A 26255-nucleotide genomic window follows, 5' to 3' on the forward strand; every position below is an offset into this window, starting at 1 on the left:
GACCCGTAGATTGCATCGGGCCGATTATTTGTTACCGCCTATGAGGAAGCCACGCAGTGTCCATTCGAGGTCCAGCCGTATTCACCCAACGTTACCGCGCCTTCCTGTTTGATATGGATGGCACCCTGCTCAACTCCATTGCCGCCGCCGAGCGCGTGTGGAGCATCTGGGCTGAACGCCACGGTCTGGAGGTGGCGGCGTTCCTGACTACCATTCATGGCGCACGCGCCATTGACACCATTACCCGCCAGGCGCTGCCAGGGGTAGATCCCGAAGTTGAAGCACAGTGGATTACCGAGGCCGAAATCAACGACGTCGAAGGCGTGGTGGCGATTCCCGGTGCTGTCGGGTTTCTGAATAGCGTGCCTGGCGATCAATGGGCACTGGTCACGTCTGCGCCCAAGGCGCTCGCGCTACGACGCCTGGCTGCGGCCGGTATTACGCCCCCGGCCGTGCTGGTGACGGCCGAGGACGTTGCCAGCGGCAAGCCCGATCCCGCCTGTTACGTGCTGGGCGCCCAGCGTCTGGGTGTGCCGGTGCAGGATTGCCTGGTGTTCGAAGACGCTTCGGTGGGGATTCGCGCCGGGGAGGCGGCCGGCGCGGATGTGCTGGTTGTAACCAATACACACCTGACGCCGATCGTCACGGCGCATGCCTGCATTAACGACTATCAGCCGCTGCAGGTTCTGCGCGATGCAGAGGGCACGTTACGCTTGCAGCGCCTGGAAGACTGAAACGAAAAAGCCGAGCCCGTTATTGGTCTCGGCTTTGTGCGCAGGAAGGCGAGTCGGGTGGCGCCTGCAGTCGGCTGCTCTTGATGCCTTGGCGCGAAAGCACCATTTCCCTGAGGATTTCATTGGCAAGCCGGGCAATCGCCTCGGGGCCATGGTAGTGCGCGCGCACGATGCCGGTAATCGCGAAATGGTCGGTTTCCGGACCACTAAGGATGGCGGAAAGGGTGCCGTCAGCGTGTAACGTACAGGTGATCGCATAGCTGGGCAAACGCGCCGCCAGGGCCGCTTCGATTTGAGATTTGCTGAGGGTATCCATCTGCGTCAATGCCTTTCAGAAACCGTGCAAGCCCAAGCATAGATCCTGCCGCCGACCTGTAAATACCGGCGATCTAATAGCAGATTAGCCGCCATCAACGTGCGGTTTTCGGGTGCTCACGTTGCGCGGCGCGCTGGCATAATTTGCGCAAAATGGCTTTCTGGATAGGCTGCAGGCAGAACACGAACAGGTAGCCGCACAAGAAGAGTGTAAGTTCCATCGACGAACGCTTGCCGGGGTCACTGACTGTTTCGATCTCGAACTTCACGCCATATCCCAGCACCACGAAGGCCAGCCCTATCAGCAGGGCGATCCCCCAAGACTTGGAGGCAAGCGGTTGTTTTGCAATCGGTCTCATCGACGTGCTCCTGAACGCACACTGATGGTAGGGTTATAGTCAGTGGATTCGGCCGCGAATTACGCAACAAGTTCCAGTCGCCAAGACAGTTTTATCTTGCAGCGTAGCTGAAAGCATAAAGCACGCCGATCATGCAGGAAGCGCGAGTGGGCGGAAGGGTTTTCGCCAGCCATCACAATGAACGAAAAGGCTGGCTACTGAGTGAGGCGTCAAGGAGTCTGGTTTTTGTCCGGAGCTGTCAGGCCAGCCTGAATGCGCTGGTAGATCTCCTCGCGATGCACGGCAACGTCCTTGGGGGCGTTGATGCCGATTCGTACTTGCTGGCCGCTGACGCCCAGGATGGTGATCGTGATGTCATCACCGATGTTTATGCTTTCACCAACTTTGCGGGTGAGTATCAGCATGGACTTCTCCTTGATTACTTTTAAGGACACATGTTTCAGACAGGGCAGGTGTCGGATGTGTGTAGCTTACTGCTAAGCGCTTCCCTGTGACTGCCTCTTTTAGGACGCATAGAGGCGACATTAATTCCCATGGCGGCATCATACAGGTCTGCGATACATCATTCGCATTGTTTAAGCCAACGTTTATGACGGCCAGAATAGACAGTGAATGATAAAGTTGCCTCTTTATCCTTAAAGGAGCAGGGCAGTGCGTAAAGTAGCGATGGCAATTGCGGTGTTGGCGTTGGCCGGTTGCGGTGAAGGTAAACCGGTTGACGCCCCCAAGGCCAAGCCTGCCGTGACCGAGAGCCAGCCACAAACCGGGGCGATTGCCGCTCAGGAATGGGATGTGTGGGTAGGCCCGCCGGACCATAAGCTGCAAGCAATCACCGACCTGACTGCCTGGTTGCTCGAACATGGTTTCAACTTCTATATCGTCAAAACAGACGGCAAGGACGAGGTGTATCTAGGCCCGTTCGCGAGCAAGGCCGAGGCTGAAGCCAAGCAGGCGCTGCTGACCGAAAAGCTCGCACGGGCCAAGAAAAACGATACCGAATCAGAGGTTATCGAGCACAAGGTTGCGCAATAACCGGCAGGGTGGGCGGTAACTCCGCCCACGCTCAACCGCAGGTCTTAAGGTTTACCGGGCCGACGAACTCGTTACCGCGCCCCATCACACACGCCACAGTCTGGTTGCGCTGGCGCTCCCAGGGTTGCACCGGATAGGTCTTGTTCCAGGCTTCATACAACTGGCGGTCCTGTTTTGACAGGCGCAAGCCGTATTGTTTGCTCATGTAAAAGTACGTTCGGGCGATCATTCCGCGAATAGACGGGCGGGGCATGACTTTTTTGGCCTTGAAATCGACCTGGGTCAGGCATGAGCCGTACTGCCCGCGTTGCGCCGGCAGCCAGCCAAAACTGAAGTTGTTACGGTCGCCATTGACCTCGCCGATGCTCGGCACCAGGTTGTGCAGGTCCGCCTCGGCGCGCTTGAACACATCATCGTGACGCGTACAGTTTTTGCGCCCGCCGGCTTGCCAGCACTGGCGCTGATGCCCGATCTGCCAGGCCGGGACGATATGTTCCCATTCGATGCGTGCGGCACGGTTGGCATTTTTGCGCGGTACGTAACCGCAGGCTTTCAAATCGACCCGGTTGCCGGTGTATTTGCAGCCACAGTAGAACTCCGTGGATTGCGGGGCGTAGAGCTTCCAGGCGACTTTCTTGGCCTCGCTGAAGGTTCGAGGCGCCTGTGCGTGGGCTGTAACGGCAAAAAACAGGCAAAAAACAGCAATAAAACGGCCACTCATTGAATCAATCTTCCTTCGGCACAACCCAGAAAATCTGCACGCCACCGTCATCCCGGTAGGCGAGGGTGACGTTGTCGTTCTCCGCAATCTCCTCCAGCAAGCGCGCCCATTCCTCCTCAGGCTCATCCGGCAAGCGGAAGATCAAGGCCGCCTTGGCTTTCTGGGCGTTGGTCGAATTGATGATTTTTTGCACGCGAACGGCAAGGCGTGCGTAGGCGTCAGGGGTTGGCGCTGCAGAAGAGGACGTTGCCACGGAGTATTCCTTAGTGTGCTGTACGGGCATACAGTATTTAACTGTTACGATTTTCGCAACTGCTTAAAATTCAGAAGGTTTATCTGGCGGCGATTCGAGCGGGGTTATGCAGCGCGGGGAGTTGTATCCAGGTGTAAGAGGAGAGGTAGAGGCGGGCAAACCCGCCTCTACGCGTGTTACCGGGGGATCAATATTCCCAGAACATCCGTTGCAGCTCTTTGCTGTCCTGGGTCTTGGTCAGGGCAACCATCGCCAGAATCCGGGCTTTTTGTGGGTTCAGGTCATGTGCGACGACCCAGTCGTACTTGTCGTCAGGCTGTTCGGCATTGCGCAGAACGAAACCACCGGCATTCACGTGGGAAGAACGAATGATCTGCACACCTTGCTTGCGCAGTTCCTGCAGGGCAGGCACCACCTTGGAAGACACCGAACCGTTGCCGGTACCGGCATGGATGATGGCTTTGGCGCCGGCCTGGGCCAGGGCTTTGACAGCGGTGTCGCTCACGTTGCCGTAGCCGTAGGCGATTTCAACGTCCGGCAGGCTCTTGATGGTCTTGATGTCGAACTCCGAATCCATGGTGTGACGCTTGGCAGGCAAGCGGAACCAGTAGGATTTGCCTTCAACTACCATGCCCAGCGGGCCCCATGGGCTCTTGAAGGCTTCGGTCTTGATGTTGATCATTTTGCTCACGTCGCGACCCGATTGGATCTCGTCGTTCATGGTCACCAGCACGCCCTTGCCGCGTGCGTCTTTGCTACCGGCAACGGCTACGGCGTTGTACAGGTTGAGCATGCCGTCCGCCGACATAGCGGTGCCCGGGCGCATGGAACCGACCACCACGATTGGCTTGTCGGTTTTTTCCACCAGGTTGAGGAAGTAAGCGGTTTCTTCCAGGGTGTCGGTGCCGTGGGTGATCACGATGCCATCCACATCCTTGCTGTCGGCCAACTCGGCAACACGACGGCCCAGCTGCAGCAGGTTTTCGTTGTTGATGCTTTCGGACGCAATTTGCATGACTTGTTCGCCGCGTACGTTGGCGATCTGACTAAGCTCAGGAACGCCGGCGATCAGTTGTTCGATGCCGACTTTGGCCGCCTGGTACGTGGCACTGTTGGCCGCACTGGCGCCGGCGCCAGCAATGGTGCCGCCGGTGGCGAGGATCACCACGTTGGACAGTTTGGTCTTGGTTTCAACTTCCTTTGCCTGGGCGGCAACGGGGAACAGCAGCAGAAGGGCGAGGGCGCCCGGAACAAAAGTCTTCAGTGCAGATTTCATTATTTTTCTCTCTGGTTTTTGATGAGTGCTGTAGCAGGTTCATCGAGAACACCTGGGCGGGTCTGAACGCCTCGAGGTGCTTGGAAAGAGCAGGATTTGTACCAAGCCAATGATGTTCGCGCTCATAAATTAACGTGTTGATTTAAAACAACTTATATTGAATTTTAAGATAAGTTGGCAGCGTCCTCGTCCGGCATTCCGAACAGCAGGGCGGTCTTGCGTTCGGTTGTCCGAAAACCATGATGGAATATCAACGGTGGGTGTGGGACTTGGGCGCCACAGCCTGTCGTTTTAGACAACGACTGGGAGAAGCTGAGGTTTAATCTTGCGGCCCGCAGGGTGTAGGGGACGGTGGTGGGGCGCTTGGATGAAAGACGCTTTTCACCCGTTGACAAATCTCGACAAGGTTCTCATAGTTTGAACAACGCAAACGTTTGCGAGATGTTTCGCAGTGCAAGCGTTGCTCACAATAATCATAAGATCGGAGTGAACCCATGAAGCTGCCATTTGCTGGACGTCTTCTTGCTGTCGCTGTGCTTGCTGCCGCATCCGCTGCTCTGCCCCTTTCCTCTGCTTTTGCCGATGACGCCGCCGCCAAACCCAAGGTCGGCCTGGTGATGAAGTCCCTCGCCAACGAATTTTTCGTGACCATGCAGGACGGCGCCAAGGCTTATCAGAAAGAACACGCCGCCGATTTCGACATGATCACCAACGGGATCAAGAACGAAACCGACACCAGCGCGCAGATCGATATCGTCAACCAGATGATCCTCGCCAAAGTAAACGCCATCGTGATTGCTCCGGCTGATTCCAAGGCGCTGGTCACCGTGTTGAAGAAAGCCTCCGATGCCGGCATCAAGGTCGTCAACATCGATAATCGCCTTGACCCGGACGTGCTCAAAAGCAAAAACCTCGATATCCCGTTCGTAGGTCCGGACAACCGCAAAGGCTCCAAGCTGGTGGGTGACTACCTGGCCAAGCAACTGAAGGCAGGTGACAAGGTCGGTATCATCGAAGGCGTGCCGACCACCACCAATGCCCAGCAGCGCACCGCAGGCTACAAGGATGCGATGGACGCCGCGGGCATGAAGATTGTTTCCACCCAATCGGGTAACTGGGAAATCGACCAGGGCCAGAAGGTGGCGTCTGCCATGCTGAGCGAATACCCGGACCTCAAGGCACTGCTGGCGGGTAACGACAACATGGCCCTGGGCGCTGTCTCTGCCGTACGTGCGGCGGGCAAGGCCGGCAAGGTGCTGGTGGTTGGCTATGACAATATCGAAGCCATCAAGCCTATGTTGCAAGACGGCCGCGTACTCGCGACCGCCGACCAGGCCGCAGCCCAGCAAGCGGTATTCGGTATCCAGAACGCGCTCAAGCTGGTCAAGGGTGAAAAAGTCGAGTCCAAAGACGGCGTGATCGAAACCCCGGTCGAACTCGTCCTCAAGAAGTAATCCTGGCAGCACCCAACAGCGCCCGCTCGTCCTGAGCGGGCGCCTGGAGATTTTCCTATGTCATCTTCCGCCCCGAACGCTGTCCTCTCGGTCAGCGGTATCGGCAAGACCTATGCCCAACCGGTACTGTCCGACATCACCCTGACGCTCAATCGCGGGGAAGTGCTGGCGCTGACCGGTGAGAATGGCGCAGGTAAAAGCACCTTGTCGAAAATCATCGGCGGGCTGGTCACGCCGACCACCGGGCACATGCAGTTCAATGGCCAGGATTACCGTCCCGGCAGCCGCACCCAGGCTGAAGAGCTGGGCGTGCGCATGGTCATGCAGGAACTCAACCTGCTGCCGACCCTGACCGTGGCCGAAAACCTGTTCCTGGACAACCTGCCCCGCAACTGTGGCTGGATCAACCGCAAGCAACTGCGTAAAGCTGCGATCGAAGCCATGGCCCAGGTCGGCCTGGATGCGATCGACCCGGACACCCTGGTGGGGACGCTGGGCATTGGCCATCAGCAAATGGTCGAGATCGCCCGCAACCTGATCGGCGACTGCCATGTACTGATCCTCGACGAACCGACCGCCATGCTCACGGCCCGTGAAGTCGAGATGCTCTTTGAACAAATCACCCGCCTGCAGGCTCGGGGCGTGGCGATCATTTATATTTCACACCGGCTTGAAGAGCTCGCCCGTGTTGCCCAGCGCATTGCAGTACTGCGTGACGGCAAGCTGGTCTGCGTCGAGCCGATGGCCAATTACAACAGTGAGCAGTTGGTGACCTTGATGGTCGGCCGCGAGCTGGGTGAGCAGATCGACCTGGGGCCACGCACCATTGGCGGCCCGGCGCTGACGGTCAAAGGCTTGACCCGCTCGGACAAGGTTCGCGATGTGTCCTTTGAAGTGCGTGCCGGTGAGATCTATGGCATTTCAGGCCTGATCGGCGCCGGCCGCACTGAATTGCTGCGTCTTATCTTCGGTGCCGACCTGGCCGACAGCGGCACCGTGGCCCTGGGTTCGCCAGCCCAAGTGGTGAGCATTCGCTCGCCGGTGGACGCAGTGGGCCATGGCATCGCGCTGATCACCGAAGACCGCAAGGGCGAAGGCCTGCTGCTGACCCAATCCATCAGCGCCAACATTGCCTTGGGCAACATGCCGGAAATCTCCGGTGGCGGCGTGGTCAACAGCCGCGACGAAACTGCCTTGGCCAAGCGCCAGATCGATGCCATGCGCATCCGCAGCTCCAGCCCGGCGCAGTTGGTGTCCGAGTTGTCGGGCGGCAACCAGCAGAAGGTCGTGATTGGCCGTTGGCTGGAGCGCGACTGCGCGGTAATGCTGTTCGATGAGCCGACTCGCGGTATCGACGTCGGCGCCAAGTTCGACATTTATGCATTGCTCGGCGAATTGACGCGCCAGGGCAAAGCGCTGGTGGTGGTATCGAGTGACCTGCGCGAACTGATGCTGATCTGCGATCGCATCGGTGTGCTGTCTGCCGGGCGCTTGATCGAGACCTTCGAGCGCGACAGCTGGACCCAGGACGAATTGCTCGCCGCCGCCTTTGCCGGCTATCAAAAACGTGACGCGCTGCTCAACGACGCAGTGCTTAGGGAAACACCATGAAAACCACTTCTTCCCCGGGCAAAACCGGCGGCAACTTCTACGGCCTGGGCACCTACCTGGGGCTGGCCGGCGCCTTGCTCGCGATGATTGCGCTGTTCTCGGTACTCAGCGACCACTTCCTGTCCTATGACACCTTCAGCACCCTGGCCAACCAGATCCCGGACCTGATGGTGCTGGCGGTGGGCATGACGTTCATCCTGATCATCGGCGGCATTGATCTGTCGGTGGGCTCGGTGCTGGCACTGGCCGCTTCGGCGGTCAGTGTGGCGATTCTGGGCTGGGGCTGGAGCGTGTTGCCAGCCGCATTGCTGGGCATGGGCTGCGCTGCGTTGGCGGGCACCATTACGGGCTCGATTACCGTGGCCTGGCGCATTCCGTCGTTTATCGTGTCCCTTGGCGTGCTGGAAATGGCGCGTGGAGTGGCCTACCAGATGACCGGCTCGCGCACCGCCTATATCGGTGACTCCTATGCCTGGCTGTCGAACCCGGTGGCTTTCGGGATTTCGCCGTCGTTCATCATTGCCCTGTTGGTGATCATCGCCGCTCAGTTGGTGTTGACCCGTACTGTATTCGGTCGCTACCTGATCGGCATCGGCACCAACGAAGAAGCCGTGCGCCTGGCCGGCATCAACCCCAAGCCTTACAAGATCCTGGTGTTCAGCCTGATGGGCCTGCTGGCCGGGGTGGCGGCATTGTTCCAGATTTCCCGCCTGGAAGCGGCGGACCCGAATGCCGGCTCCGGCCTGGAGCTGCAAGTGATCGCCGCCGTGGTGATCGGCGGCACCAGCCTGATGGGTGGGCGCGGTTCGGTTATCAGCACCTTCTTCGGTGTGCTGATTATTTCGGTACTGGCCGCCGGCCTTGCGCAGATCGGTGCGACAGAGCCAACCAAACGCATCATTACTGGCGCCGTGATCGTGATTGCCGTGGTCCTCGACACCTACCGCAGCCAGCGCGCCAGTCGGCGGGGCTGAACCATGGCAACGATCAAGGATGTGGCCGCGCTTGCAGGTATTTCCTACACCACCGTGTCCCATGTGGTGAACAAGACGCGGCCGGTCAGCGAGCCTGTGCGCATCAAGGTGGAAGCGGCGATCAAGCAACTGGACTACGTGCCGAGTGCCGTCGCGCGCTCGCTCAAGGCCAAGACCACTGCGACCATCGGCCTGCTGGTGCCCAACAGCCTTAACCCGTATTTTGCCGAGCTGGCGCGGGGTATCGAGGATTACTGCGAGCGTAATGGCTACTGCGTGATCCTCTGCAACTCCGACGATAACGCCGAAAAGCAGCGCAGCTACCTGCGTGTGCTGCTGGAAAAACGCATCGACGGCCTGATCGTAACCTCGGTGGGCGGCGACGACAGTGGCCTTGCCGCAGGCTTGAGCGCAGTGCGCACCCCCATGGTAATTGTCGACCGAGCACTGGACGGCATTGATGTCGACCTGGTGCGCATCGATCATGAGCAGGGTGCCTACCTGGCAACCCGGCATTTGCTGGAGCTTGGTCACCGCGACATCGCCTGCATTGGCGGCCCCAGTCATACCCGCGTGGCGCAAATGCGTCTTGCCGGCTATCACCGCGCGCTGCGTGAGGCGGGCGTGGAAGTGCCAGCCAATCGCACCCAGGAAAGCGATTTCACCAGCACCGGTGGTTATGCCGCAGCGGTACAGCTACTGTCGGAAAACCCGCCCAGCGCGATTTTCGCCAGTAACGATATGATTGGTTTCGGCGTGTTACGTGCAGCCGCCGAACGCAATATCCGTGTGCCTGGCGAGCTGTCGGTGATTGGTTTTGACGATATTCAAATGGGTCGCTACGTGTACCCGGCGCTGACGACGGTCGGGCAGTCGATCGTGCAACTGGGCGAGACGGCGGCCGAGCTTTTACTGCGACGAATTGCAACACCCCAACTGCCGATCGATCAGCGCATCGTGACGCCGAGCATTGTTTTGCGTGAGTCGACGGCGCCGTTTGCCGGTGTGTTCGCCCAATACCGCTGAACCGAATTGATGAGTACTGATGTATGCCAGCAAAAGTAGTGGTAATAGGCAGCTTGAACATTGACCTGGTCACCCGCGCCAGTCGCTTGCCGCGCGCGGGTGAAACCCTGATCGGCCAGACGTTTTCCACCGTGCCGGGCGGCAAGGGCGCCAATCAGGCGGTGGCCTCTGCGCGCCTTGGCGCTGAGGTGGCGATGATCGGCTGTGTGGGCACGGATGCCTACGGCGCGCAATTGCGTGATGCGCTGCTGGTGGAGGGCATCGATTGCCAGGCCGTCAGCACGGTGGATGGCTCCAGCGGCGTGGCGTTGATTGTGGTGGATGACAGCAGCCAGAACGCGATCGTGATCGTGGCCGGTAGCAACGGTGAGCTCACGCCCGCGTCGTTGCAGGCGGCTGACGCGGTACTGCAGGCAGCAGATGTCATCGTCTGCCAGTTGGAAGTGCCGATGAACACGGTTGGCCAGGCGCTCAAGCGCGGTCGTGAATTGGGTAAGACCGTGATCCTCAACCCGGCACCGGCCAGTGGCCCGCTGCCAGAGGAATGGTATGCCTCGATCGATTATTTGATCCCCAACGAAAGCGAGGCCAGCGCCTTGAGTGGTGTGACGGTCGATTCACTCGACGGCGCCAAGGCTGCCGCAACGCTGCTGCTCAAGGCGGGTGCCGGCAAGGTCATCATCACCCTTGGCAGCCAGGGCGCGTTGTTTGCCGATGGCAAAGGTTTCGAGCACTTGCAGGCGCCCAAGGTCAAGGCGGTGGACACCACAGCTGCCGGTGACACCTTTGTTGGTGGTTTTGCCGCGGCGCTGGCCAATGGCAAAAGTGAAGCCGAGGCTATCCGGTTTGGCCAGGTGGCTGCCGCGCTGTCGGTCACGCGGGCGGGTGCGCAACCCTCTATTCCTACGCTGCAGGACGTACAAGGTTTTATGCCCTCATGAAAAAGACACCATTGCTCAATATTGCGCTGTCGCGCGTGATCGCATCCCTCGGCCACGGTGACATCCTGGTGATCGGTGATGCCGGCCTGCCAGTGCCGCCAGGCGTCGAGTTGATTGACCTGGCGCTCACCCAGGGCATTCCGGATTTCATCAGCACCCTGCGCATTGTGCTCAGCGAGATGCAGGTAGAAAGCCATGTGTTGGCCGAAGAGATCCTGCTCAAGCAGCCACCTGCGCTGACGCCACTTAATGTGTTGACCGAACAGGCCGCCTTGGGCGAGCGCCGTTTGGTCAGCCATGAAGAGTTCAAGCAGCTTAGCCGCAAGGCCCGCGCCGTGGTGCGCACGGGCGAGTGCCAGCCGTATTGCAATATCGCGCTGGTGTCCGGCGTTACCTTCTAGAGTTTCCCTACGACAAGGAGTGTTTCATGCAACGTGGTCTCCCAACCCTGAAGAATCTATTTCGGAGTGTCCTGCTTTTGTCCGCACTCACCGCAGCCAGCGCCCACGCGGCGGAAAAAATCGACCTGATCATCGACACCGACCCAGGCGCCGATGACGTCGTGGCGTTGCTGTTTGCCATGGCGTCCCCGCAGGAGCTGAGCATTCGTGCGCTGACCACCGTCGCCGGTAACGTGCGCCTCGACAAGACCTCCCGCAACGCGCGCCTGGCCCGCGAGTGGGCAGGGCGCGAAGACATCCCGGTGTACGCCGGCGCGCCAAAACCCATGCTGCGCACGCCGATCTATGCGGAGAATATCCATGGCAAGGAAGGTATTTCCGGGGTCGCCGTGCATGAGCCGAAAAAAGGCCTGGCCGAAGGCAATGCCGTTGACTACCTGATCAAGACCCTCAGCACCGCCAAGCCTCACAGCATCACCATCGCCATGCTCGGCCCGCAGACTAACCTGGCACTGGCGTTGACCCAGGCGCCGGAGATCACCCAAGGCATCAAGGAAGTGGTGGTGATGGGCGGGGCGCATTTTAATGGCGGCAATATCACCCCGGTGGCTGAGTTCAATCTGTTCGCGGACCCTGTCGCGGCTGAAATTGTGCTCAAAAGTGGCGTCAAGCTGACTTACCTGCCGCTGGACGTGACCCACAAGGTGCTGACCAGTGACGCGCGCCTGAAACAGATTGCCGACATCAAGAACAATGCGAGCAAGGTGGTGGGCGATATTCTCAATGAATACGTCAAGGGCGACATGGAGCACTACGGCATCCCGGGTGGCCCGGTGCATGACGCTACCGTGATTGCCTACCTGCTCAAGCCTTCCCTGTTCAGCGGCCGTGAAGTCAACGTGGTGATCGACAGCCGCGAAGGCCCGACCTTCGGCCAGACCGTCGTCGACTGGTATGACGGCCTCAAGCAGCCGAAGAACGCATTCTGGGTTGAGAACGGCGACGCCCAGGGCTTCTTCGATCTGTTGACCGAGCGCCTGGCCCGTCTGAAGTAAGGTGTTTGCCGGTCGGCGCTCGCCGGCCGGGTCTTATTCGCGCTCGGGGTTATGAGCGCCCATGTGGTCGGCCGGGTATTTCTCGAATACCTGGCCGATGAACGCCTGTGCGGCCTGAGTGCCGAGCTCCTTGACCAGCAGGTCGATTCCGATGATGGCCAACTCCTCCGGGCTTCCGGGGCTGTAGGAGCTTTGTCCTTGAGGCCACTTGGCTTTGATGTCGGCTTGGAGGGTTACGGTACTCATGGTCGGGGCTCACGGGGCGGGAAGGCTGGGCAATGCGCTGGAACGCGGTTCTAACCGGGGCAGTTAACCATTTTTGCGTAGGGTTTGGCAGTGCTACTTAGGCATGAGACGTTTCGGGATGAGGCCGATGCTGTGCGACACTGTTACCCCATTCAATTGCCGGGGACACCAGGTGCAGATCGATTTGAACAACCCCGAGAACCTCACGCTGGAAGCCGTGCGCCAGTTGCTTGCGAGTGCCAGTGACGACGAGCACACCCAGTTGCGGGTGACCAAGGGCGGTATCGCGTTTATTTCTTCCGGGAAGGCCGTAGGCGGAGTCGACATCGACGGCCTGCTGTTTCGCCTCGAGACCTGGGCCAAAGGCTCGGGTTATGTCGGTAACGTCGCGGCCAGCGATGAAGTCTGGGTCCGGCAGATTTTCAACGCGCTCGAGCAGAACTGGCCGAAGCCGCCGTTTGACTACATCGATATCTACTGAATTCGTTCATATCTGGTGACGATTGATCCGGCGAATGCTCGCCTTGAGTCAGGCAGACTTGCTCTTAGGCGATTTACGTCTTGAAACCAAACCGCCAGATCGCTGTCGCACGATCTCTGTCCATTTTTTTCATAGGAGGCTTCATGCCTTGGAAGCTCGCATCATTCGGTACTTTGTTGGCAGCACTCGCGTTGGCGGGTTGCAGCACCCCGGGTGCCCCTGAGCCGGGCAAAGATGCCGCCGTTGCCGATGCAGGTCACACTCGCTGCGAGTCGAAGGCTGCCGAATTCGCCATCGGCCAGAAAGCCTCGCCTCAATTGCTGGAGCAGGCGCGTACCCGTGCCGGTGCGCAGAACGCACGGATCCTCAAGCCTAACGACATGATCACCCTGGAATACCGCTCCGACCGTCTGAACCTGAACACCGACGACAACCTGGTGATCACGCGGGTCAACTGCGGCTGATCGCCTCCCGGCTTTTGCAGCGCCCATAAAAAACCCCGTCACATGGACGGGGTTTTTTTAGCTCAGCGGAGAATTACTCGCCGCGAACCTGTGCAGCTTGCATACCCTTTTGGCCTTTCTCAGCCACGAAGGAAACGGTTTGGCCTTCTTTCAGGCTTTTGAAACCGTCGCTTTCGATAGCTTTGAAGTGTACGAACAGGTCGTCACCGCCACCTTGAGGAGTGATGAAGCCGAAGCCTTTTTCATCGTTGAACCATTTAACGGTGCCGGTTTGGCGATTAGACATGGTGTATCTCCAAGAAACATATATTTTCAGTAGTGCTGTGCTGCTCAGGCCAACTGGGCACACCGGGGTATCATAGTCGAAATGTTCGGCTTGTAAGCCCCCCCAAGGCATTGTTTGCTAATCAATAGCGTTGCGTTTAGTGCCTTGGTTGGCTGAAAGCCCCGATCTACGGGGCTTTGCAGCGAAATACCAGCTGTTAAAAAAAGCCGTAAAAGCTGCGTAATTTGTGTGAAATGGCAGTTTTCAGGCTGTTTTTTCAGTCAAATGGCCGTCTGATCAGTGGTCGTTGTTATTTTTTCTTCACGACTTTGCAGGACGAAATAGCCGCGACAGCTTTGTTTTTGAGCTCGGGGCTGGAGTTCGGGTTAGTCATGAGCTCTTTGATTTCAGCGGTGCTCAATTCGGCATTGATCTTGTCCGCGCCACATTCGCAATGGCTTTTGGCGGTTTTGGCGTCCACGTTTTGTTGGGCTGCCGAGCTGCAATCTTTGATGAAGCTGTCACGGGCACCTTCAGGCCAGTTCGAAGGGGCGGCGGCGTGCGCGCCAACAGACAAGAAAGCCAGGGAAGCGGCGAGAGCGAGGGTCGAGGTAAAGCGCATCATGAAGTGCTCCTTTGATTCGTGGGCAAACAGCGATTCTCAGCGGGTTTGAGGGCTTTCGTACAGCTCAAGTTCACTTTTACAGGCATCAAACACGGGATTTTATGTTTCATCAGGCGCGGCAGGCGCGATGACCGTTCATCTGTGCTAGCATCCTCTGCTTGGCTATTTCCAGGCGCGCCCATTGCCGCCTTGCCATGTTTTTTGAGTTCACTCCAGTCACTCTGGTTCGATTATCGGTTGGCCGAAAGGCTCCTGCCGCTGTAAGGCAGGCGTTCATCATTGAACGGCCTGGTGTTGGATCTTGTACTGGCTCATCCCAACCCACGTGACCTTTGGTAGGGGTCACCACTAGGAGAGGAGGCGCCATGCCAACTATTACTCTTCCCGACGGCAGTCAACGTTCATTCGATCATTCGGTTTCCGTAGCCGAGGTCGCCGCATCCATTGGTGCAGGTCTTGCCAAGGCCACCGTGGCCGGCAAGGTCGACGGCAAGCTGGTTGACGCCAGCGACCTGATCACTGGTGATGCCAGCCTGCAAATCATCACGCCCAAGGATCAAGAGGGGCTGGAGATCATTCGCCACTCTTGCGCGCACCTGATTGGCCATGCGGTCAAGCAGCTGTACCCAACGGCAAAAATGGTGATCGGCCCGGTCATTGACGAAGGCTTTTACTACGATATCGCCTATGAGCGTCCTTTCACTCCGGACGACCTGGCCGCTATCGAAGCGCGCATGCACGCGCTGATCGAAAAAGATTACGACGTGATCAAGAAGGTCACGCCGCGCGCCGAAGTGATCGACGTGTTCACCGCCCGTGGCGAAGACTACAAGCTGCGTCTGGTGGAAGACATGCCGGACGAACAGGCCATGGGCCTGTATTACCACGAAGAATATGTCGACATGTGCCGTGGTCCGCACGTGCCGAACACACGCTTCCTCAAGTCGTTCAAGCTGACCAAGCTGTCCGGTGCCTACTGGCGCGGTGATGCGAAGAACGAACAATTGCAGCGGATCTACGGCACGGCCTGGGCTGACAAGAAGCAACTGGCGGCCTACATCCAGCGCATCGAAGAAGCTGAAAAGCGCGACCACCGCAAGATCGGCAAGCGCCTGAACCTGTTCCACCTTCAGGAAGAAGCGCCGGGCATGGTGTTCTGGCACCCGAACGGCTGGACCCTGTACCAGGTGCTCGAGCAGTACATGCGCAAGGTTCAGCGTGACAACGGCTACCTGGAGATTAAGACGCCTCAGGTTGTTGACCGCAGCCTGTGGGAGAAATCCGGGCACTGGGCCAACTACGCCGACAACATGTTCACCACGCAGTCGGAAAACCGCGACTACGCCATCAAGCCAATGAACTGCCCATGCCACGTGCAGGTGTTCAACCAGGGCCTGAAGAGCTACCGCGAGTTGCCGATGCGCCTGGCCGAGTTCGGTGCCTGCCACCGTAACGAACCGTCGGGTGCGCTGCACGGCATCATGCGTGTGCGTGGCTTCACCCAGGACGACGCTCACATCTTCTGCACCGAAGAGCAGATGCAGGCTGAATCCGCCGCGTTCATCAAGCTGACCATGGATGTTTATCGCGATTTCGGTTTCACCGAAGTCGAAATGAAACTGTCCACTCGTCCGGAAAAACGTGTTGGTTCCGACGAACTGTGGGATCGCGCTGAATCTGCACTGGCCGCTGCGCTAGACAGCGCGGGCCTTGCGTACGATCTGCAGCCGGGTGAGGGCGCCTTCTACGGTCCGAAGATCGAGTTCTCGCTGAAAGATTGCCTTGGTCGCGTCTGGCAGTGTGGTACCCTGCAGCTCGATTTTAACCTGCCGATCCGTTTGGGAGCCGAATACGTCTCCGAAGATAACAGCCGTAAGCACCCGGTTATGCTGCACCGGGCGATCCTCGGCTCGTTCGAACGGTTCGTCGGTATCCTGATCGAGCACTACGAGGGTGCATTCCCTGCGTGGCTGGCTCCGACCCAGGCAGTGATCATGAATATCACTGATAAACAGGCCGATTTTGCCGCTGAAGTTGAAAAAACTCTCAACGAAAGCGGATTTCGTGCCAAGTCCGACTTGAGAAATGAAAAGATCGGCTTTAAAATCCGCGAGCATACTTTGCTCAAGGTTCCCTATCTTTTGGTTATCGGAGATCGGGAAGTCGAGATGCAGACTGTCGCTGTGCGTACTCGTGAAGGTGCTGACCTGGGCTCGATGCCCGTCGCCCAGTTCGCTGAGTTCCTCGCGCAAGCGGTTTCCCGGCGTGGTCGCCCAGATTCGGAGTAATTATTATTAAGCGTGAAATGAGACAAGATAAACGAGCTGCACCGAAAGCCCCGATCAACGAGAATATCTCGGCACGCGAGGTTCGGTTAATTGGCGCTGACGGCGAGCAGATTGGCATCGTCTCGATTGATGAAGCGCTTCGTATTGCTGAAGAGTCCAAATTGGACCTGGTGGAAATCTCCGCCGATGCAATCCCACCTGTTTGTCGGGTGATGGACTACGGCAAATCGATCTTCGAGAAGAAGAAACAGGTTGCCGCAGCGAAGAAGAACCAGAAGCAGATTCAAGTAAAAGAAATCAAGTTTCGTCCAGGGACGGAGGAAGGGGATTACCAGGTAAAACTGCGCAACCTGGTACGTTTCCTGAGTGATGGGGACAGGGCCAAGGTATCCTTGCGATTCCGCGGCCGTGAGATGGCCCACCAGGAGCTGGGGATGGAACTCCTCAAGCGGGTTGAAGCTGACTTGCTCGAGTACGGTTCGGTCGAACAGCATCCTAAGATGGAAGGACGCCAGCTTATTATGGTCATCGCCCCGAAAAAGAAGAAGTAATCAACAGGGCACGGCAGGCCTTCTGATTATGTTTATCAACTGAATGCGGAGTACCGAACATGCCAAAGATGAAAACTAAAAGTGGTGCTGCTAAGCGGTTTCTGAAAACTGCTAACGGTATCAAGCACAAGCACGCTTTCAAGAGCCACATTCTGACCAAAATGTCGACCAAGCGTAAGCGTCAACTGCGCGGTAGCAGCTTGCTGCATCCGTCTGACGTGGCAAAAGTCGAGCGCATGCTGCGCCTTCGTTAATTTTAGTCAAGAATAGAGGAATAACTCATGGCTCGTGTAAAGCGTGGCGTCATTGCCCGTAAGCGTCACAAAAAAATTCTGAAACTTGCTAAAGGCTACTACGGCGCGCGTTCACGCGTATTCCGTGTTGCCAAGCAAGCGGTAATCAAGGCAGGCCAATACGCCTACCGCGACCGTCGTCAGAAAAAACGTCAGTTCCGCGCTCTGTGGATCGCTCGTATCAATGCTGGTGCACGTGTTAACGGTCTGTCCTACAGCCGTTTCATCGCTGGCCTGAAAAAAGCGTCCATCGAAATCGACCGTAAGGTTCTGGCTGAACTGGCCGTGAACGAAAAAGCGGTGTTTGCTGCGATTGTCGAGAAAGCTAAAGCCACCTTGGCTTAAGTACCCCCGACAGTCACCTTGGGCTGCTCCTGTAGCCCAAGGTGGTAAACGTCATAAATAGGGGAAGAGCCTTCAAGCTCTTCCCCTATTTTGTATCTGGAGTCTGTACATGGAAAACCTGGATGCGCTCGTTGCCCAAGCTCTTGAGGCTGTGCATAGCGCTGAAGATGTAAATGCCCTGGAGCAAATCCGGGTTCACTACCTTGGCAAAAAAGGTGAATTGACTCAGGTGATGAAGACCCTGGGGAATTTGCCGGCTGAAGAGCGTCCGCAAGTCGGCGCGCTGATCAACGTCGCCAAGGAGCGTGTCACCGAGGTGCTCAATGCGCGCAAGGCGTCGCTCGAGGAGGCCGATCTTGCGGCCAAGCTCGCCGCCGAGTCCATTGACGTCACCTTGCCTGGTCGTGGCCAGGCCTCGGGCGGTCTGCATCCGATCACCCGGACTCTGGAACGTATCGAGCAGTTCTTCACCCACATCGGCTACGGCATTGCCGAAGGCCCCGAGGTCGAAGACGACTATCACAACTTCGAGGCGCTCAACATCCCAGGCCATCACCCGGCCCGGTCGATGCACGACACCTTCTATTTCAACGCGAACATGCTGTTGCGCACCCATACCTCGCCGGTACAGGTCCGCACCATGGAAGCGAACAAGCCGCCGATCCGCATCGTCTGCCCCGGCCGTGTGTACCGCAGCGACTCGGATATCACCCACTCGCCGATGTTCCACCAGGTCGAAGGCCTGCTGGTCGATCGCGACATCAATTTCGCCGACCTCAAAGGCACCATCGAAGAGTTCCTGCGGGTGTTCTTCGAGAAAGAGCTGGCGGTGCGTTTCCGTCCATCGTTCTTCCCGTTCACCGAGCCATCCGCTGAAGTCGACATGGAATGCGTGATGTGCAGCGGCAAAGGCTGCCGCGTCTGCAAGCAGACCGGCTGGCTGGAAGTGATGGGCTGCGGCATGGTTCACCCTAACGTGCTGCGCATGTCCGGGATCGACCCGGAAGAGTTCTCGGGCTTTGCCTTCGGCATGGGCGTTGAGCGCCTGGCCATGCTGCGTTACGGCGTGAACGACTTGCGTCTGTTCTTCGACAACGACTTGCGGTTCCTCGCGCAATTTCGCTAGTCGTAACGAATCTTTAGGAGAGCAGGATGAAATTCAGTGAACAATGGCTGCGTGGCTGGGTAAGCCCGCAGGTAGATCGCGACGAGCTGGTTGCTCGTCTGTCGATGGCCGGCCTTGAGGTCGATAGCGTAACGCCGGCCGCCGGTGTTTTCACCGGCGTGGTGGTGGGCGAGGTGCTGAGCACCGAGCAGCACCCCGATGCCGACAAGCTGCGTGTGTGCCAGGTCAGCAATGGCGTGGAAACCTTCCAGGTCGTGTGCGGAGCGCCAAACGTGCGCCCGGGCCTGAAGATTCCGTTTGCCATGATCGGCGCCGAACTGCCGGGCGACTTCAAGATCAAGAAAGCCAAGCTGCGTGGCGTTGAGTCCAACGGCATGCTGTGTTCCCAGGCCGAGCTGCAAGTCGGCGAGGGCAACGATGGCCTGATGGAACTGCCGGCCGATGCGCCAGTGGGTCAGGACATTCGCGTTTACCTGGAACTGGAAGACGCCAGCATCGAGGTCGACCTGACCCCGAACCGGGGTGACTGCCTGTCCCTCGCCGGTCTGGCCCGTGAAGTGGGCGCGCTGTACAACGCCCCGGTCACCCGCCCGGTGGTGGCCGCAGTCGCTGCAGTCCACGACGAAGTGCGCCCTGTCGACGTACTGGCGCCAAACGCCTGCCCACGTTACCTGGGTCGTGTGATCCGCAACGTCGACCTGTCCAAGCCAACCCCGCTGTGGATGGTTGAGCGCCTGCGTCGCGCCGACGTGCGCAGCATCGATGCCGCCGTGGACATCACCAACTACGTGATGCTGGAGCTGGGCCAACCGCTGCACGCCTTCGATCTTGCCGAAATCAATGGCGGCATCCGCGTGCGCATGGCCGAAGAAGGCGAGAAGCTGGTATTGCTCGACGGCCAGGAAGTCAGCCTGCGCGCCGACACCCTGGTAATTGCCGACCATTCCCGCGCCCTGGCGATTGCCGGCGTGATGGGTGGCGAGCACAGCGGCGTGTCCGAAACCACCCGCGATATTTTCCTTGAGAGCGCATTCTTCGACCAGATCGCCATCGCTGGCAAGGCCCGTTCCTACGGCCTGCACACCGATGCGTCGCACCGCTACGAGCGTGGCGTGGACTGGAAACTGGCCCGTGAAGCCATGGAGCGCGCCACTGGCCTGCTGCTGGAAATCACTGGCGGCGAAGCCGGCCCGATCACTGAAACCGTCAACGAGCAGTTCCTGCCGTCGATTGCACCGATCACCCTGCGCGCCAAAAGCGTCGAGCAAATGCTTGGCCTGGTGATTGAACCTGCGCAAATCGAGCAACTGCTGTCCGCACTCGGCCTGGGTATTTCCGCCGGTGGGGAAGGGCAGTGGCACGTAGAAGTGCCAAGCCATCGTTTCGACATCAGCCTGGAAGTCGACCTGATCGAAGAACTGGCCCGCCTGTACGGCTACAACCGCCTGCCGGTTCGTTACCCGCAAGCGCGTCTGGCACCGCAACCCAAGGCCGAGGCGCGTGCGCACCTGCCAGAGTTGCGTCGCCTGCTGGTTGCCCGTGGCTACCAGGAAGCGGTGACTTATAGCTTCATCGATCCAAAGCAGTTTGAGCTGTTCAACCCAGGTGTTGAGCCGTTGCTGTTGGCTAACCCGATCTCCAATGACATGGCCGCCATGCGTTCGTCGCTGTGGCCGGGTCTGGTTAAGGCACTGTCCCATAACCTGAACCGTCAGCAGGACCGCGTGCGCATGTTCGAAAGCGGCCTGCGCTTTGTCGGCCAACTCGATGGCCTCAAGCAAGAGCCGATGCTGGCGGGTGTTGTCTGCGGTAGCCGCCTGCCAGAAGGCTGGGCACAGGGCCGCGATGGCGTGGACTTCTTCGACGTTAAAGCCGATGTGGAAGCGGTGCTGGGCTTTGCCGGTGCACTGGATGACTTCACGTTTGTGTCTGGTAGCCACCCGGCATTGCACCCGGGCCAGACTGCACGTATCGAGCGCGAAGGGCGTTTGGTGGGTTTTGTCGGTGCTATCCACCCTGAGCTGTCGAAAACCCTGGGTCTGGACCGTCCGGTGTTCGTTTTTGAGCTGGTCCTGGCTGAAGTGGCGTCGGGCAAGATGCCTAAATTCAGCGAGTTGTCGCGCTTCCCTGAAGTGCGTCGTGACCTCGCGCTGATTGCCGACCGTGAAGTGGCCGCCACTGCCGTTCTGGACGTAATCCGTGAAAATGCAGGGGAATGGCTGACAGACCTCAGGCTATTTGACGTCTATCAGGGTAAAGGCATTGATCCGCATAGAAAAAGCCTTGCAGTTGGCTTGACCTGGCAGCATCCATCGCGCACTCTTAATGACGATGAGGTGAATACCACGACACAAAATATCCTCACCTCGCTCGAACAAAGGTTGAACGCCACGTTAAGGAAGTGACGTATGGGGGCTTTGACGAAAGCTGAGATGGCGGAACGTCTGTACGAAGAGTTGGGTCTGAACAAACGCGAAGCCAAGGAATTGGTCGAGCTGTTCTTTGAAGAAATTCGGCACGCTCTGGAAGACAACGAACAGGTCAAATTGTCCGGTTTCGGCAATTTTGACCTGCGGGACAAACGCCAGCGGCCTGGCCGCAATCCAAAAACGGGAGAAGAAATCCCGATCACGGCTCGCCGTGTGGTCACCTTTCGTCCAGGGCAGAAGTTGAAGGCCCGAGTTGAGGCTTATGCTGGAACCAAGTCATAACGACGAACTACCCGTCATCCCAGGCAAACGCTACTTCACCATTGGTGAAGTCAGCGAGCTCTGTGCGGTCAAGCCGCACGTGCTGCGCTATTGGGAGCAGGAGTTTCCTCAACTCAACCCCGTCAAACGCACCGGGAACCGTCGGTATTATCAGCGCCAGGATGTGCTGATGATCCGACAGATCCGTGCGTTGCTGTACGACCAGGGGTTCACCATCAGCGGCGCGCGCCAGCGTATGTCCGGTGATGAAGCCAAAGACGACACCACCCAATACAAGCAAATGATCCGCCAGATGATCTCCGAACTCGAAGATGTGCTGGTGGTGTTGAAGAAGTGATACAAGCTTTTAAAATACTTCCACATTTCAAAAGCTTGCGGTATATTCCGGATCGCTTCGTTACGAAGCAAACCCAGTAACACGCCTAGTCGGGGCGTAGCGCAGTCCGGTAGCGCACTAGCATGGGGTGCTAGGGGTCGAGTGTTCGAATCACTCCGTCCCGACCATATTCTCGATCAAGCCCAATCTGAAAAGGTTGGGCTTTTTCATGTGCGCGTTTTTTGGGGAACGCCCCAATTTTTCACCCTTGTACCGTCTGCCATACCCAAGCGCATCCCTAAGTAGGCAGTACTCTTATACGGTTTTTCGGCGCTTTAGAATGAAAGTATCCGAGATGAAAGGTTGCATATGGCACCCGGCGTCTTGGAGAAACTCATGAGTTGTGAACAGCAAACCCCTACCCCCCATGCACGTGGCATTGATGTATCGCGCTGGCAAGGAGAGATCGACTGGCGCCGCGTCGCGTCAGCCGGTGTCACCCATGCCATTGTGAAGATGACCGAAGGGGGCACCTACACTGACCCTCGGTTTGCAACAAACTTTGCCGGGATGCTGGCCCACGGTTTGACTGCGGGGGTTTACCACTACTTTCGTGCACTGAGCAGTACCCCCGGCGAACAACTGGCCAATATTCGGCAGCGGCTCTGCGAGGCAAACTTCGAGGTCGGGAAGCACATCCTGGCCATTGACGTAGAAACTTCGCGCAACGAAGAGGCGAGCCCGGATCAGATGGCCGATGCCCTGCACGAACTGGTCACGCTGCTCAGCACGCAAGTACTCGATGGCGCCCATCCCCACATCTACACGTCACCCAGCATCTGGGCTGACCGTGTGGCGTGGCGCAAGTACGATTTCAGCCGGTGCCCGTTGTGGATCGCCCACTGGGACGCCAAGCAGCCGACGGTGCCCGAAACCTGGCGTAGCCACGGCAAGCGCTGGCACTGGTGGCAGCACAGCAGCAAAGGCCAGGTCGATGGCATTCAAGGTGCCGTGGATCTGGATTGGATCAAGCGCTGAAGGCTTCAGCCCGCCGAACGCCCGCGCTGGCTGAGGTACTCCACAAACGGCCCGATATCCGTACTGCAGAGCAAATGCGCGACCTCACGCACCTCCGCCTCCGGCCAGTCCCACCAGGCGGATTGCTCAAGGATCAGCCGAGTCGGTTCATCAAAACGCCAGCGGATATGTTTGGCCGGGTTGCCGCCGACGATGGCGTAAGGCGCCACATCCTTGGTCACAATCGCGCCCGCAGCCACGACTGCGCCATTGCCGATGGTCACGCCCGACAGAATTTTCGCGTGGGAGCTGATCCAGCAATCATTGCCAATGATCACGTCGCCTTTGCTGCCACCGAAGTCGGTAATGTGCGCGAGGCTTTTCATCTTGGCCGGGAAGGGGTAGCAACTGAGCCAGTCGGTACGGTGGTGACCACCCAAATACACTTCCACATTGCCGGCAATCGAGGTGTAGGCGCCAACACGCAGTGTCGTGCCTTCATGCCAGTCGTGCACCTTCAAATCGCCGTAGGTGCCTATGCCAAAGCTGTAGTTTGGATAGCGGTTACGCAGTTTTTGCGTAGAGCGCTCCAGCGGGGAGAGCGCGCGTAGTGCCTTGCGCGCTTTTTTTTCGCGCCATTTACGCAATAACTTCATGCGGTGAGCCTTTATGCAGAGATTGAAATCAGGCGACATCGTGAGCAATGGCTGCCCTCTATGCAAGACGAAGGCTTTATCTGCTGAAAAAAATCGCCAACCCCTGTCCCTTTTTTGCGCCTCGCCTGTCATTCCAGGCAAGTGAACAAAATCGAGAGCTTCTCCCCATGCCCGCAGTCCGACCCATGCGCTTGCGCCCGTTGCTGAACCTGAGCCTGATGCTGAGCCTCAGTGCCAGCCCGTTATTTGTCCCGCTCAGCTATGCCGAAGGCAGCACCGCCCGCCGCAGTTACCAGGTGCCGGCCGGTAGCCTGAGTGCCGCATTGACCCGCTTCGCCGGGCTCGCCGGGGTCAACCTGTCGGTGGACCCGGCGCTGGTCAGCGGTCGCAGCAGCGCCGGCTTGTCGGGTGAATACGGCGTGGAGGAGGGCTTTGCGCAGTTGCTGACGGGCTCGGGCCTGCAATTGCAACCGATGGGCACGCAGGCCTACAGGCTGATGCCGGTGCCGGAAAGCGGCAGCCTGCAACTGGCACCCACGTCCATCGTCGGTACCACTGGGTTGGCCGATGGCGATACCTATGCCGGTGGCCAGGTGGCGCGGCGTGGCTCGCAAGGCCTGCTCGGCTCACGGGACTTTATGGAAACCCCGTTCAGCATGACCACCTATACCGCCGAGGCGGTGAAGAACCAGCAGGCGCGTACCCTCGGCGATCTGGTCGCCAGCGACCCTTCGGTGCGCGCCACCAACCCGGCGGGCGGGCGCTACGAGCAGTTCACCATTCGCGGGTTCAGCCTGTTCAACAGTGATGTGGCCTACAACGGCCTCTATGGCGTACTGCCGACGTACACCATCGACATGGAAATGGCCGAGCGCGTCGACATCCTCAAAGGCCCGAGCCAGTTGATCAACGGCATCTCGCCGCGCGGCAGCGTGGGCGGCGGGATCAACGTGGTGCCCAAGCGCGCCACCGACAAGGACATTACCTCGCTGACCGGGACCTGGGCGTCCGGCAGCCAGGCCGGTGGCGCGGTGGACGTGGGGCGGCGCTTTGGTGAGGACAACAAGTTCGGCATTCGTTTCAATGGCGTGAAGCAGTCCGGCGATACCGAATGGGATCACCAAAGCGTCGACCGTGAAATGGCGGTGCTGGGCCTGGATTTTCGCGGTGAGCGCCTGCGCCTTTCCACGGATATCGGCCACACCGAGCGCGACACCGATGCGCCGCAAGAGCGCGTGCAGGTCGGCGCCAATGCCCGGGTGCCGAGCGCCAATGACGTACGGCATAACTACGCACAGCCCTGGAGCAAAGCCCGTACCGATGACACCTTCGGCACGATTAACGGCGAGTTCGACCTCAGTGACAGCGTGATGCTGTATGGCGGCGTCGGCGCACGTAAAAGCAACCACGACTTCTTGCGTCACGCGGTGTCCGTCACCAACAACGCCGGGGATTTCAGCGTATTGCCACGGGATTTCACCCGCGATGAAAACGTGCGCACCGCTACCGCCGGGGTGCGCAGTTGGTTGCATACCGGGCCGGTCAGCCATGAGATCAACCTGGCGGCCAGCTACTTCTACATGGACTTTGAAAACGGCGGCGCCCGGTACGCAGCGGCGCCGAGCAACCTGTACAACCCGGTAGAAACCCCAACCCCTTCACGGCCAACACGCCTGGATTCCAAGGTCTACACCGAGAACCGCTTCAGTGGCGTGGCGCTGTCCGATACCCTGGGCTTTTTCGACGAGCGTTTATTGCTGACCCTCGGCGCGCGCTGGCAGCGGGTCAAGGTCGACGACTGGACCGACAACGTCATAGGCGCTACGGCCTACGATGAGGAAAAAGTTTCGCCCTCCGGCGGCATCCTGTTTAAAGCTACCGACAAACTGTCGCTGTACGCCAACTACATGGAAGGCCTGAGCCAAGGCAAAATCGCGCCGTCGACCTCGATCAACGAAGATGAAATCTTCCCGCCGTTTGTCAGCCGCCAGGTTGAAGTGGGTGCCAAATACGACGCCGGCGCGTTTGCCGTGACGGCAGCGGTGTTCCGAATCAAGCAACCGGCCTACGAAACCAACGCCACTACGCGGGTGTTCGGCCCCAATGGCAAACGCCAGAACGACGGCGTGGAACTGAGCGTGTTCGGCGAGCCGCTCAAGGGCGTGCGCCTGCTGGGTGGTGTGATGGTTATCGACAGCGAACTGACCCACACCACCAACGGTACTTTCGACGGCAACCGCGCCCCGGCCACGCCCAAGTACAACGTCAACCTGGGCGCCGAATGGGATGTGCCGACGGTGGAAGGCCTGACCCTGACCAGCCGGGGTATCTACTCAAGCTCCCAATACCTGGACCAGTCCAACGTCAAGGAGATCGATGCCTGGACCCGCCTTGACGTCGGTGCGCGCTATGCCTTCAAGGTCGACGATAAGCACATCACCTTGCGGGCGAATGTCGAGAACGTCGCCGATAAACGCTATTGGAGTTCGGCCGGTGCTTCGGATGACAGTGAGCCGGGCCTGACCCTGTCCACGCCGCGTACCTATTTGCTGTCGGCCACGGTGGATTTCTAAACGCAACGATCACGAGGGGAAGGCCAATGTGGGAGGTGCGCTGAGAGAAGGCCATGTTGGAGGGCCAATGTGGGAGCTGGCTTGCCTGCGATACAGGCACCTCGGTCTGTCAGTAAGACCCGGTCGATGCTATCGCAGGCAAGCCA

At 58.7% G+C, this 26255-nt stretch carries 31 protein-coding genes and 1 tRNA gene; 22 read left to right on the forward strand and 10 right to left on the reverse strand.

Going from position 1 to position 26255, the window contains the following annotated elements:
• Positions 1 to 56 precede the first annotated feature (56 nt).
• Complete coding sequence (locus ACQY47_RS24995; protein WP_099549912.1) at positions 57 to 734, forward strand: HAD-IA family hydrolase; 678 nt, start codon at positions 57 to 59, stop codon at positions 732 to 734.
• Between the two features lie 19 nt (positions 735 to 753).
• Here the strand turns inward: ACQY47_RS24995 and ACQY47_RS25000 are convergent, their stop codons facing one another.
• From ACQY47_RS25000 to csrA, 3 genes are all read right to left on the reverse strand, one after another.
• Entirely contained in the window at positions 754 to 1050 is a 297-nt protein-coding gene (locus ACQY47_RS25000; protein ID WP_017138762.1) for a hypothetical protein, read from the reverse strand.
• Positions 1051 to 1144: 94 nt separating this feature from the next.
• Positions 1145 to 1408: a hypothetical protein gene (locus tag ACQY47_RS25005; RefSeq protein ID WP_017138763.1), complete on the reverse strand. Its 264-nt coding sequence runs from the start codon at positions 1406 to 1408 to the stop codon at positions 1145 to 1147.
• A gap of 209 nt (positions 1409 to 1617) precedes the next feature.
• On the reverse strand, positions 1618 to 1812 hold the full coding sequence (gene csrA, locus ACQY47_RS25010; protein ID WP_003192511.1) for a carbon storage regulator CsrA: 195 nt from the start codon (positions 1810 to 1812) through the stop codon (positions 1618 to 1620).
• A gap of 262 nt (positions 1813 to 2074) precedes the next feature.
• Between csrA and ACQY47_RS25015 the strand changes: the two genes are divergently transcribed.
• Positions 2075 to 2440 (forward strand): SPOR domain-containing protein, encoded by a 366-nt coding sequence (locus tag ACQY47_RS25015; RefSeq protein WP_017138764.1) that lies wholly within the window; start codon positions 2075 to 2077, stop codon positions 2438 to 2440.
• A 31-nt stretch (positions 2441 to 2471) separates the two neighbouring features.
• Here ACQY47_RS25015 and ACQY47_RS25020 read toward each other — a convergent pair whose 3' ends face one another.
• The 3 genes from ACQY47_RS25020 to ACQY47_RS25030 all read right to left on the reverse strand — a co-directional run bounded on the left by ACQY47_RS25020 (position 2472) and on the right by ACQY47_RS25030 (position 4690).
• Positions 2472 to 3161 (reverse strand): endonuclease, encoded by a 690-nt coding sequence (locus ACQY47_RS25020; protein ID WP_056861270.1) that lies wholly within the window; start codon positions 3159 to 3161, stop codon positions 2472 to 2474.
• A gap of 4 nt (positions 3162 to 3165) precedes the next feature.
• Positions 3166 to 3414 carry a DUF1654 domain-containing protein gene (locus ACQY47_RS25025; RefSeq protein WP_017138765.1) on the reverse strand — a complete coding sequence of 83 codons (249 nt, stop codon included), beginning with the start codon at positions 3412 to 3414 and terminating at the stop codon, positions 3166 to 3168.
• A gap of 187 nt (positions 3415 to 3601) precedes the next feature.
• Positions 3602 to 4690, reverse strand: coding sequence for an asparaginase (locus tag ACQY47_RS25030; protein WP_017138766.1), 1089 nt, complete (start codon positions 4688 to 4690; stop codon positions 3602 to 3604).
• Positions 4691 to 5184: 494 nt separating this feature from the next.
• Here ACQY47_RS25030 and ACQY47_RS25035 point away from each other — a divergent pair, with 494 nt between their 5' ends.
• Genes ACQY47_RS25035 through ACQY47_RS25065 form a run of 7 tightly spaced genes read left to right on the forward strand, consistent with a single transcriptional unit; the run spans position 5185 to position 12152 of the window.
• The gene (locus ACQY47_RS25035; RefSeq protein ID WP_099549913.1) at positions 5185 to 6144 is read left to right on the forward strand and encodes a sugar ABC transporter substrate-binding protein; all 960 of its coding nucleotides are present in this window, start codon (positions 5185 to 5187) and stop codon (positions 6142 to 6144) included.
• Positions 6145 to 6201: 57 nt separating this feature from the next.
• Positions 6202 to 7755 (forward strand): sugar ABC transporter ATP-binding protein, encoded by a 1554-nt coding sequence (locus ACQY47_RS25040; RefSeq protein ID WP_017138768.1) that lies wholly within the window; start codon positions 6202 to 6204, stop codon positions 7753 to 7755.
• Positions 7752 to 8729 (forward strand): ABC transporter permease, encoded by a 978-nt coding sequence (locus ACQY47_RS25045; RefSeq protein ID WP_017138769.1) that lies wholly within the window; start codon positions 7752 to 7754, stop codon positions 8727 to 8729. Before ACQY47_RS25040 ends, ACQY47_RS25045 begins: the two co-directional genes overlap by 4 nt.
• A gap of 3 nt (positions 8730 to 8732) precedes the next feature.
• Complete coding sequence (locus tag ACQY47_RS25050; protein ID WP_099549915.1) at positions 8733 to 9755, forward strand: LacI family DNA-binding transcriptional regulator; 1023 nt, start codon at positions 8733 to 8735, stop codon at positions 9753 to 9755.
• A gap of 23 nt (positions 9756 to 9778) precedes the next feature.
• Positions 9779 to 10696, forward strand: coding sequence for a ribokinase (gene rbsK, locus ACQY47_RS25055; RefSeq protein WP_428552805.1), 918 nt, complete (start codon positions 9779 to 9781; stop codon positions 10694 to 10696).
• Positions 10693 to 11097 carry a D-ribose pyranase gene (gene rbsD / locus ACQY47_RS25060; protein WP_017138772.1) on the forward strand — a complete coding sequence of 135 codons (405 nt, stop codon included), beginning with the start codon at positions 10693 to 10695 and terminating at the stop codon, positions 11095 to 11097. Before rbsK ends, rbsD begins: the two co-directional genes overlap by 4 nt.
• A gap of 26 nt (positions 11098 to 11123) precedes the next feature.
• On the forward strand, positions 11124 to 12152 hold the full coding sequence (locus tag ACQY47_RS25065) for a nucleoside hydrolase (RefSeq protein WP_017138773.1): 1029 nt from the start codon (positions 11124 to 11126) through the stop codon (positions 12150 to 12152).
• Between the two features lie 33 nt (positions 12153 to 12185).
• Here ACQY47_RS25065 and ACQY47_RS25070 read toward each other — a convergent pair whose 3' ends face one another.
• On the reverse strand, positions 12186 to 12398 hold the full coding sequence (locus ACQY47_RS25070) for a hypothetical protein (protein WP_017138774.1): 213 nt from the start codon (positions 12396 to 12398) through the stop codon (positions 12186 to 12188).
• 172 nt (positions 12399 to 12570) lie between these two features.
• Between ACQY47_RS25070 and ACQY47_RS25075 the strand changes: the two genes are divergently transcribed.
• Positions 12571 to 12879 carry a hypothetical protein gene (locus ACQY47_RS25075; RefSeq protein ID WP_170040740.1) on the forward strand — a complete coding sequence of 103 codons (309 nt, stop codon included), beginning with the start codon at positions 12571 to 12573 and terminating at the stop codon, positions 12877 to 12879.
• Positions 12880 to 13022: 143 nt separating this feature from the next.
• The gene (locus ACQY47_RS25080) at positions 13023 to 13343 is read left to right on the forward strand and encodes an I78 family peptidase inhibitor (protein ID WP_017138776.1); all 321 of its coding nucleotides are present in this window, start codon (positions 13023 to 13025) and stop codon (positions 13341 to 13343) included.
• A gap of 73 nt (positions 13344 to 13416) precedes the next feature.
• Here the strand turns inward: ACQY47_RS25080 and ACQY47_RS25085 are convergent, their stop codons facing one another.
• On the reverse strand, positions 13417 to 13629 hold the full coding sequence (locus ACQY47_RS25085; protein ID WP_003234260.1) for a cold-shock protein: 213 nt from the start codon (positions 13627 to 13629) through the stop codon (positions 13417 to 13419).
• A 289-nt stretch (positions 13630 to 13918) separates the two neighbouring features.
• A complete protein-coding gene (locus ACQY47_RS25090) occupies positions 13919 to 14233 on the reverse strand; it encodes a hypothetical protein (protein ID WP_017138777.1) in 315 nt (104 codons plus the stop codon).
• Between the two features lie 365 nt (positions 14234 to 14598).
• Between ACQY47_RS25090 and thrS the strand changes: the two genes are divergently transcribed.
• The 10 genes from thrS to ACQY47_RS25140 all read left to right on the forward strand — a co-directional run bounded on the left by thrS (position 14599) and on the right by ACQY47_RS25140 (position 22901).
• Entirely contained in the window at positions 14599 to 16521 is a 1923-nt protein-coding gene (gene thrS, locus ACQY47_RS25095; RefSeq protein WP_017138778.1) for a threonine--tRNA ligase, read from the forward strand.
• Positions 16521 to 17072 (forward strand): translation initiation factor IF-3, encoded by a 552-nt coding sequence (gene infC / locus ACQY47_RS25100; protein WP_015884933.1) that lies wholly within the window; start codon positions 16521 to 16523, stop codon positions 17070 to 17072. Before thrS ends, infC begins: the two co-directional genes overlap by 1 nt.
• 59 nt (positions 17073 to 17131) lie before the next feature.
• Positions 17132 to 17326: a 50S ribosomal protein L35 gene (gene rpmI, locus ACQY47_RS25105; protein WP_002553160.1), complete on the forward strand. Its 195-nt coding sequence runs from the start codon at positions 17132 to 17134 to the stop codon at positions 17324 to 17326.
• Between the two features lie 27 nt (positions 17327 to 17353).
• On the forward strand, positions 17354 to 17710 hold the full coding sequence (gene rplT, locus ACQY47_RS25110) for a 50S ribosomal protein L20 (RefSeq protein WP_003174975.1): 357 nt from the start codon (positions 17354 to 17356) through the stop codon (positions 17708 to 17710).
• A 109-nt stretch (positions 17711 to 17819) separates the two neighbouring features.
• The gene (pheS, locus tag ACQY47_RS25115) at positions 17820 to 18836 is read left to right on the forward strand and encodes a phenylalanine--tRNA ligase subunit alpha (protein WP_034117607.1); all 1017 of its coding nucleotides are present in this window, start codon (positions 17820 to 17822) and stop codon (positions 18834 to 18836) included.
• Positions 18837 to 18862: 26 nt separating this feature from the next.
• Complete coding sequence (gene pheT / locus ACQY47_RS25120) at positions 18863 to 21241, forward strand: phenylalanine--tRNA ligase subunit beta (RefSeq protein WP_236460741.1); 2379 nt, start codon at positions 18863 to 18865, stop codon at positions 21239 to 21241.
• A 3-nt stretch (positions 21242 to 21244) separates the two neighbouring features.
• Positions 21245 to 21547: an integration host factor subunit alpha gene (gene ihfA / locus ACQY47_RS25125; RefSeq protein ID WP_002553164.1), complete on the forward strand. Its 303-nt coding sequence runs from the start codon at positions 21245 to 21247 to the stop codon at positions 21545 to 21547.
• On the forward strand, positions 21528 to 21884 hold the full coding sequence (locus tag ACQY47_RS25130; RefSeq protein WP_003219935.1) for a MerR family transcriptional regulator: 357 nt from the start codon (positions 21528 to 21530) through the stop codon (positions 21882 to 21884). Before ihfA ends, ACQY47_RS25130 begins: the two co-directional genes overlap by 20 nt.
• Before the next feature lie 90 nt (positions 21885 to 21974).
• Positions 21975 to 22051 (forward strand) — tRNA-Pro (locus ACQY47_RS25135).
• 208 nt (positions 22052 to 22259) lie between these two features.
• A complete protein-coding gene (locus ACQY47_RS25140; protein ID WP_428552817.1) occupies positions 22260 to 22901 on the forward strand; it encodes a glycoside hydrolase family 25 protein in 642 nt (213 codons plus the stop codon).
• A 5-nt stretch (positions 22902 to 22906) separates the two neighbouring features.
• On the opposite strand, the gene ACQY47_RS25145 is transcribed toward ACQY47_RS25140, so the two are convergent.
• Complete coding sequence (locus ACQY47_RS25145) at positions 22907 to 23536, reverse strand: CatB-related O-acetyltransferase (RefSeq protein ID WP_236446538.1); 630 nt, start codon at positions 23534 to 23536, stop codon at positions 22907 to 22909.
• 167 nt (positions 23537 to 23703) lie between these two features.
• On the opposite strand from ACQY47_RS25145, the gene ACQY47_RS25150 reads away from it, so the two are divergent.
• A complete protein-coding gene (locus ACQY47_RS25150) occupies positions 23704 to 26109 on the forward strand; it encodes a TonB-dependent siderophore receptor (RefSeq protein WP_428552820.1) in 2406 nt (801 codons plus the stop codon).
• Positions 26110 to 26255 lie beyond the last annotated feature (146 nt).

Origin of the sequence: Pseudomonas edaphica, assembly GCF_965277385.1 — a bacterium.
Classification (GTDB): domain Bacteria; phylum Pseudomonadota; class Gammaproteobacteria; order Pseudomonadales; family Pseudomonadaceae; genus Aquipseudomonas; species Aquipseudomonas edaphica.

Bases quoted from the DNA above. Each gene is read 5' to 3' on its own strand.
- ACQY47_RS25000 (WP_017138762.1), bottom strand. From the start codon at position 1,050: ATGGATACCCTCAGCAAATCTCAAATCGAAGCGGCCCTGGCGGCGCGT.
- ACQY47_RS25005 (WP_017138763.1), bottom strand. From the start codon at position 1,408: ATGAGACCGATTGCAAAACAACCGCTTGCCTCCAAGTCTTGGGGGATC.
- csrA (WP_003192511.1), bottom strand. From the start codon at position 1,812: ATGCTGATACTCACCCGCAAAGTTGGTGAAAGCATAAACATCGGTGAT.
- ACQY47_RS25015 (WP_017138764.1), top strand. From the start codon at position 2,075: ATGGCAATTGCGGTGTTGGCGTTGGCCGGTTGCGGTGAAGGTAAACCG.
- ACQY47_RS25020 (WP_056861270.1), bottom strand. From the start codon at position 3,161: ATGAGTGGCCGTTTTATTGCTGTTTTTTGCCTGTTTTTTGCCGTTACA.
- ACQY47_RS25030 (WP_017138766.1), bottom strand. From the start codon at position 4,690: ATGAAATCTGCACTGAAGACTTTTGTTCCGGGCGCCCTCGCCCTTCTG.
- ACQY47_RS25035 (WP_099549913.1), top strand. From the start codon at position 5,185: ATGAAGCTGCCATTTGCTGGACGTCTTCTTGCTGTCGCTGTGCTTGCT.
- ACQY47_RS25040 (WP_017138768.1), top strand. From the start codon at position 6,202: ATGTCATCTTCCGCCCCGAACGCTGTCCTCTCGGTCAGCGGTATCGGC.
- ACQY47_RS25045 (WP_017138769.1), top strand. From the start codon at position 7,752: ATGAAAACCACTTCTTCCCCGGGCAAAACCGGCGGCAACTTCTACGGC.
- ACQY47_RS25050 (WP_099549915.1), top strand. From the start codon at position 8,733: ATGGCAACGATCAAGGATGTGGCCGCGCTTGCAGGTATTTCCTACACC.
- rbsK (WP_428552805.1), top strand. From the start codon at position 9,779: ATGCCAGCAAAAGTAGTGGTAATAGGCAGCTTGAACATTGACCTGGTC.
- rbsD (WP_017138772.1), top strand. From the start codon at position 10,693: ATGAAAAAGACACCATTGCTCAATATTGCGCTGTCGCGCGTGATCGCA.
- ACQY47_RS25065 (WP_017138773.1), top strand. From the start codon at position 11,124: ATGCAACGTGGTCTCCCAACCCTGAAGAATCTATTTCGGAGTGTCCTG.
- ACQY47_RS25070 (WP_017138774.1), bottom strand. From the start codon at position 12,398: ATGAGTACCGTAACCCTCCAAGCCGACATCAAAGCCAAGTGGCCTCAA.
- ACQY47_RS25080 (WP_017138776.1), top strand. From the start codon at position 13,023: ATGCCTTGGAAGCTCGCATCATTCGGTACTTTGTTGGCAGCACTCGCG.
- ACQY47_RS25085 (WP_003234260.1), bottom strand. From the start codon at position 13,629: ATGTCTAATCGCCAAACCGGCACCGTTAAATGGTTCAACGATGAAAAA.
- ACQY47_RS25090 (WP_017138777.1), bottom strand. From the start codon at position 14,233: ATGATGCGCTTTACCTCGACCCTCGCTCTCGCCGCTTCCCTGGCTTTC.
- thrS (WP_017138778.1), top strand. From the start codon at position 14,599: ATGCCAACTATTACTCTTCCCGACGGCAGTCAACGTTCATTCGATCAT.
- rpmI (WP_002553160.1), top strand. From the start codon at position 17,132: ATGCCAAAGATGAAAACTAAAAGTGGTGCTGCTAAGCGGTTTCTGAAA.
- rplT (WP_003174975.1), top strand. From the start codon at position 17,354: ATGGCTCGTGTAAAGCGTGGCGTCATTGCCCGTAAGCGTCACAAAAAA.
- pheS (WP_034117607.1), top strand. From the start codon at position 17,820: ATGGAAAACCTGGATGCGCTCGTTGCCCAAGCTCTTGAGGCTGTGCAT.
- pheT (WP_236460741.1), top strand. From the start codon at position 18,863: ATGAAATTCAGTGAACAATGGCTGCGTGGCTGGGTAAGCCCGCAGGTA.
- ihfA (WP_002553164.1), top strand. From the start codon at position 21,245: ATGGGGGCTTTGACGAAAGCTGAGATGGCGGAACGTCTGTACGAAGAG.
- ACQY47_RS25130 (WP_003219935.1), top strand. From the start codon at position 21,528: ATGCTGGAACCAAGTCATAACGACGAACTACCCGTCATCCCAGGCAAA.
- ACQY47_RS25140 (WP_428552817.1), top strand. From the start codon at position 22,260: ATGAGTTGTGAACAGCAAACCCCTACCCCCCATGCACGTGGCATTGAT.
- ACQY47_RS25145 (WP_236446538.1), bottom strand. From the start codon at position 23,536: ATGAAGTTATTGCGTAAATGGCGCGAAAAAAAAGCGCGCAAGGCACTA.
- ACQY47_RS25150 (WP_428552820.1), top strand. From the start codon at position 23,704: ATGCCCGCAGTCCGACCCATGCGCTTGCGCCCGTTGCTGAACCTGAGC.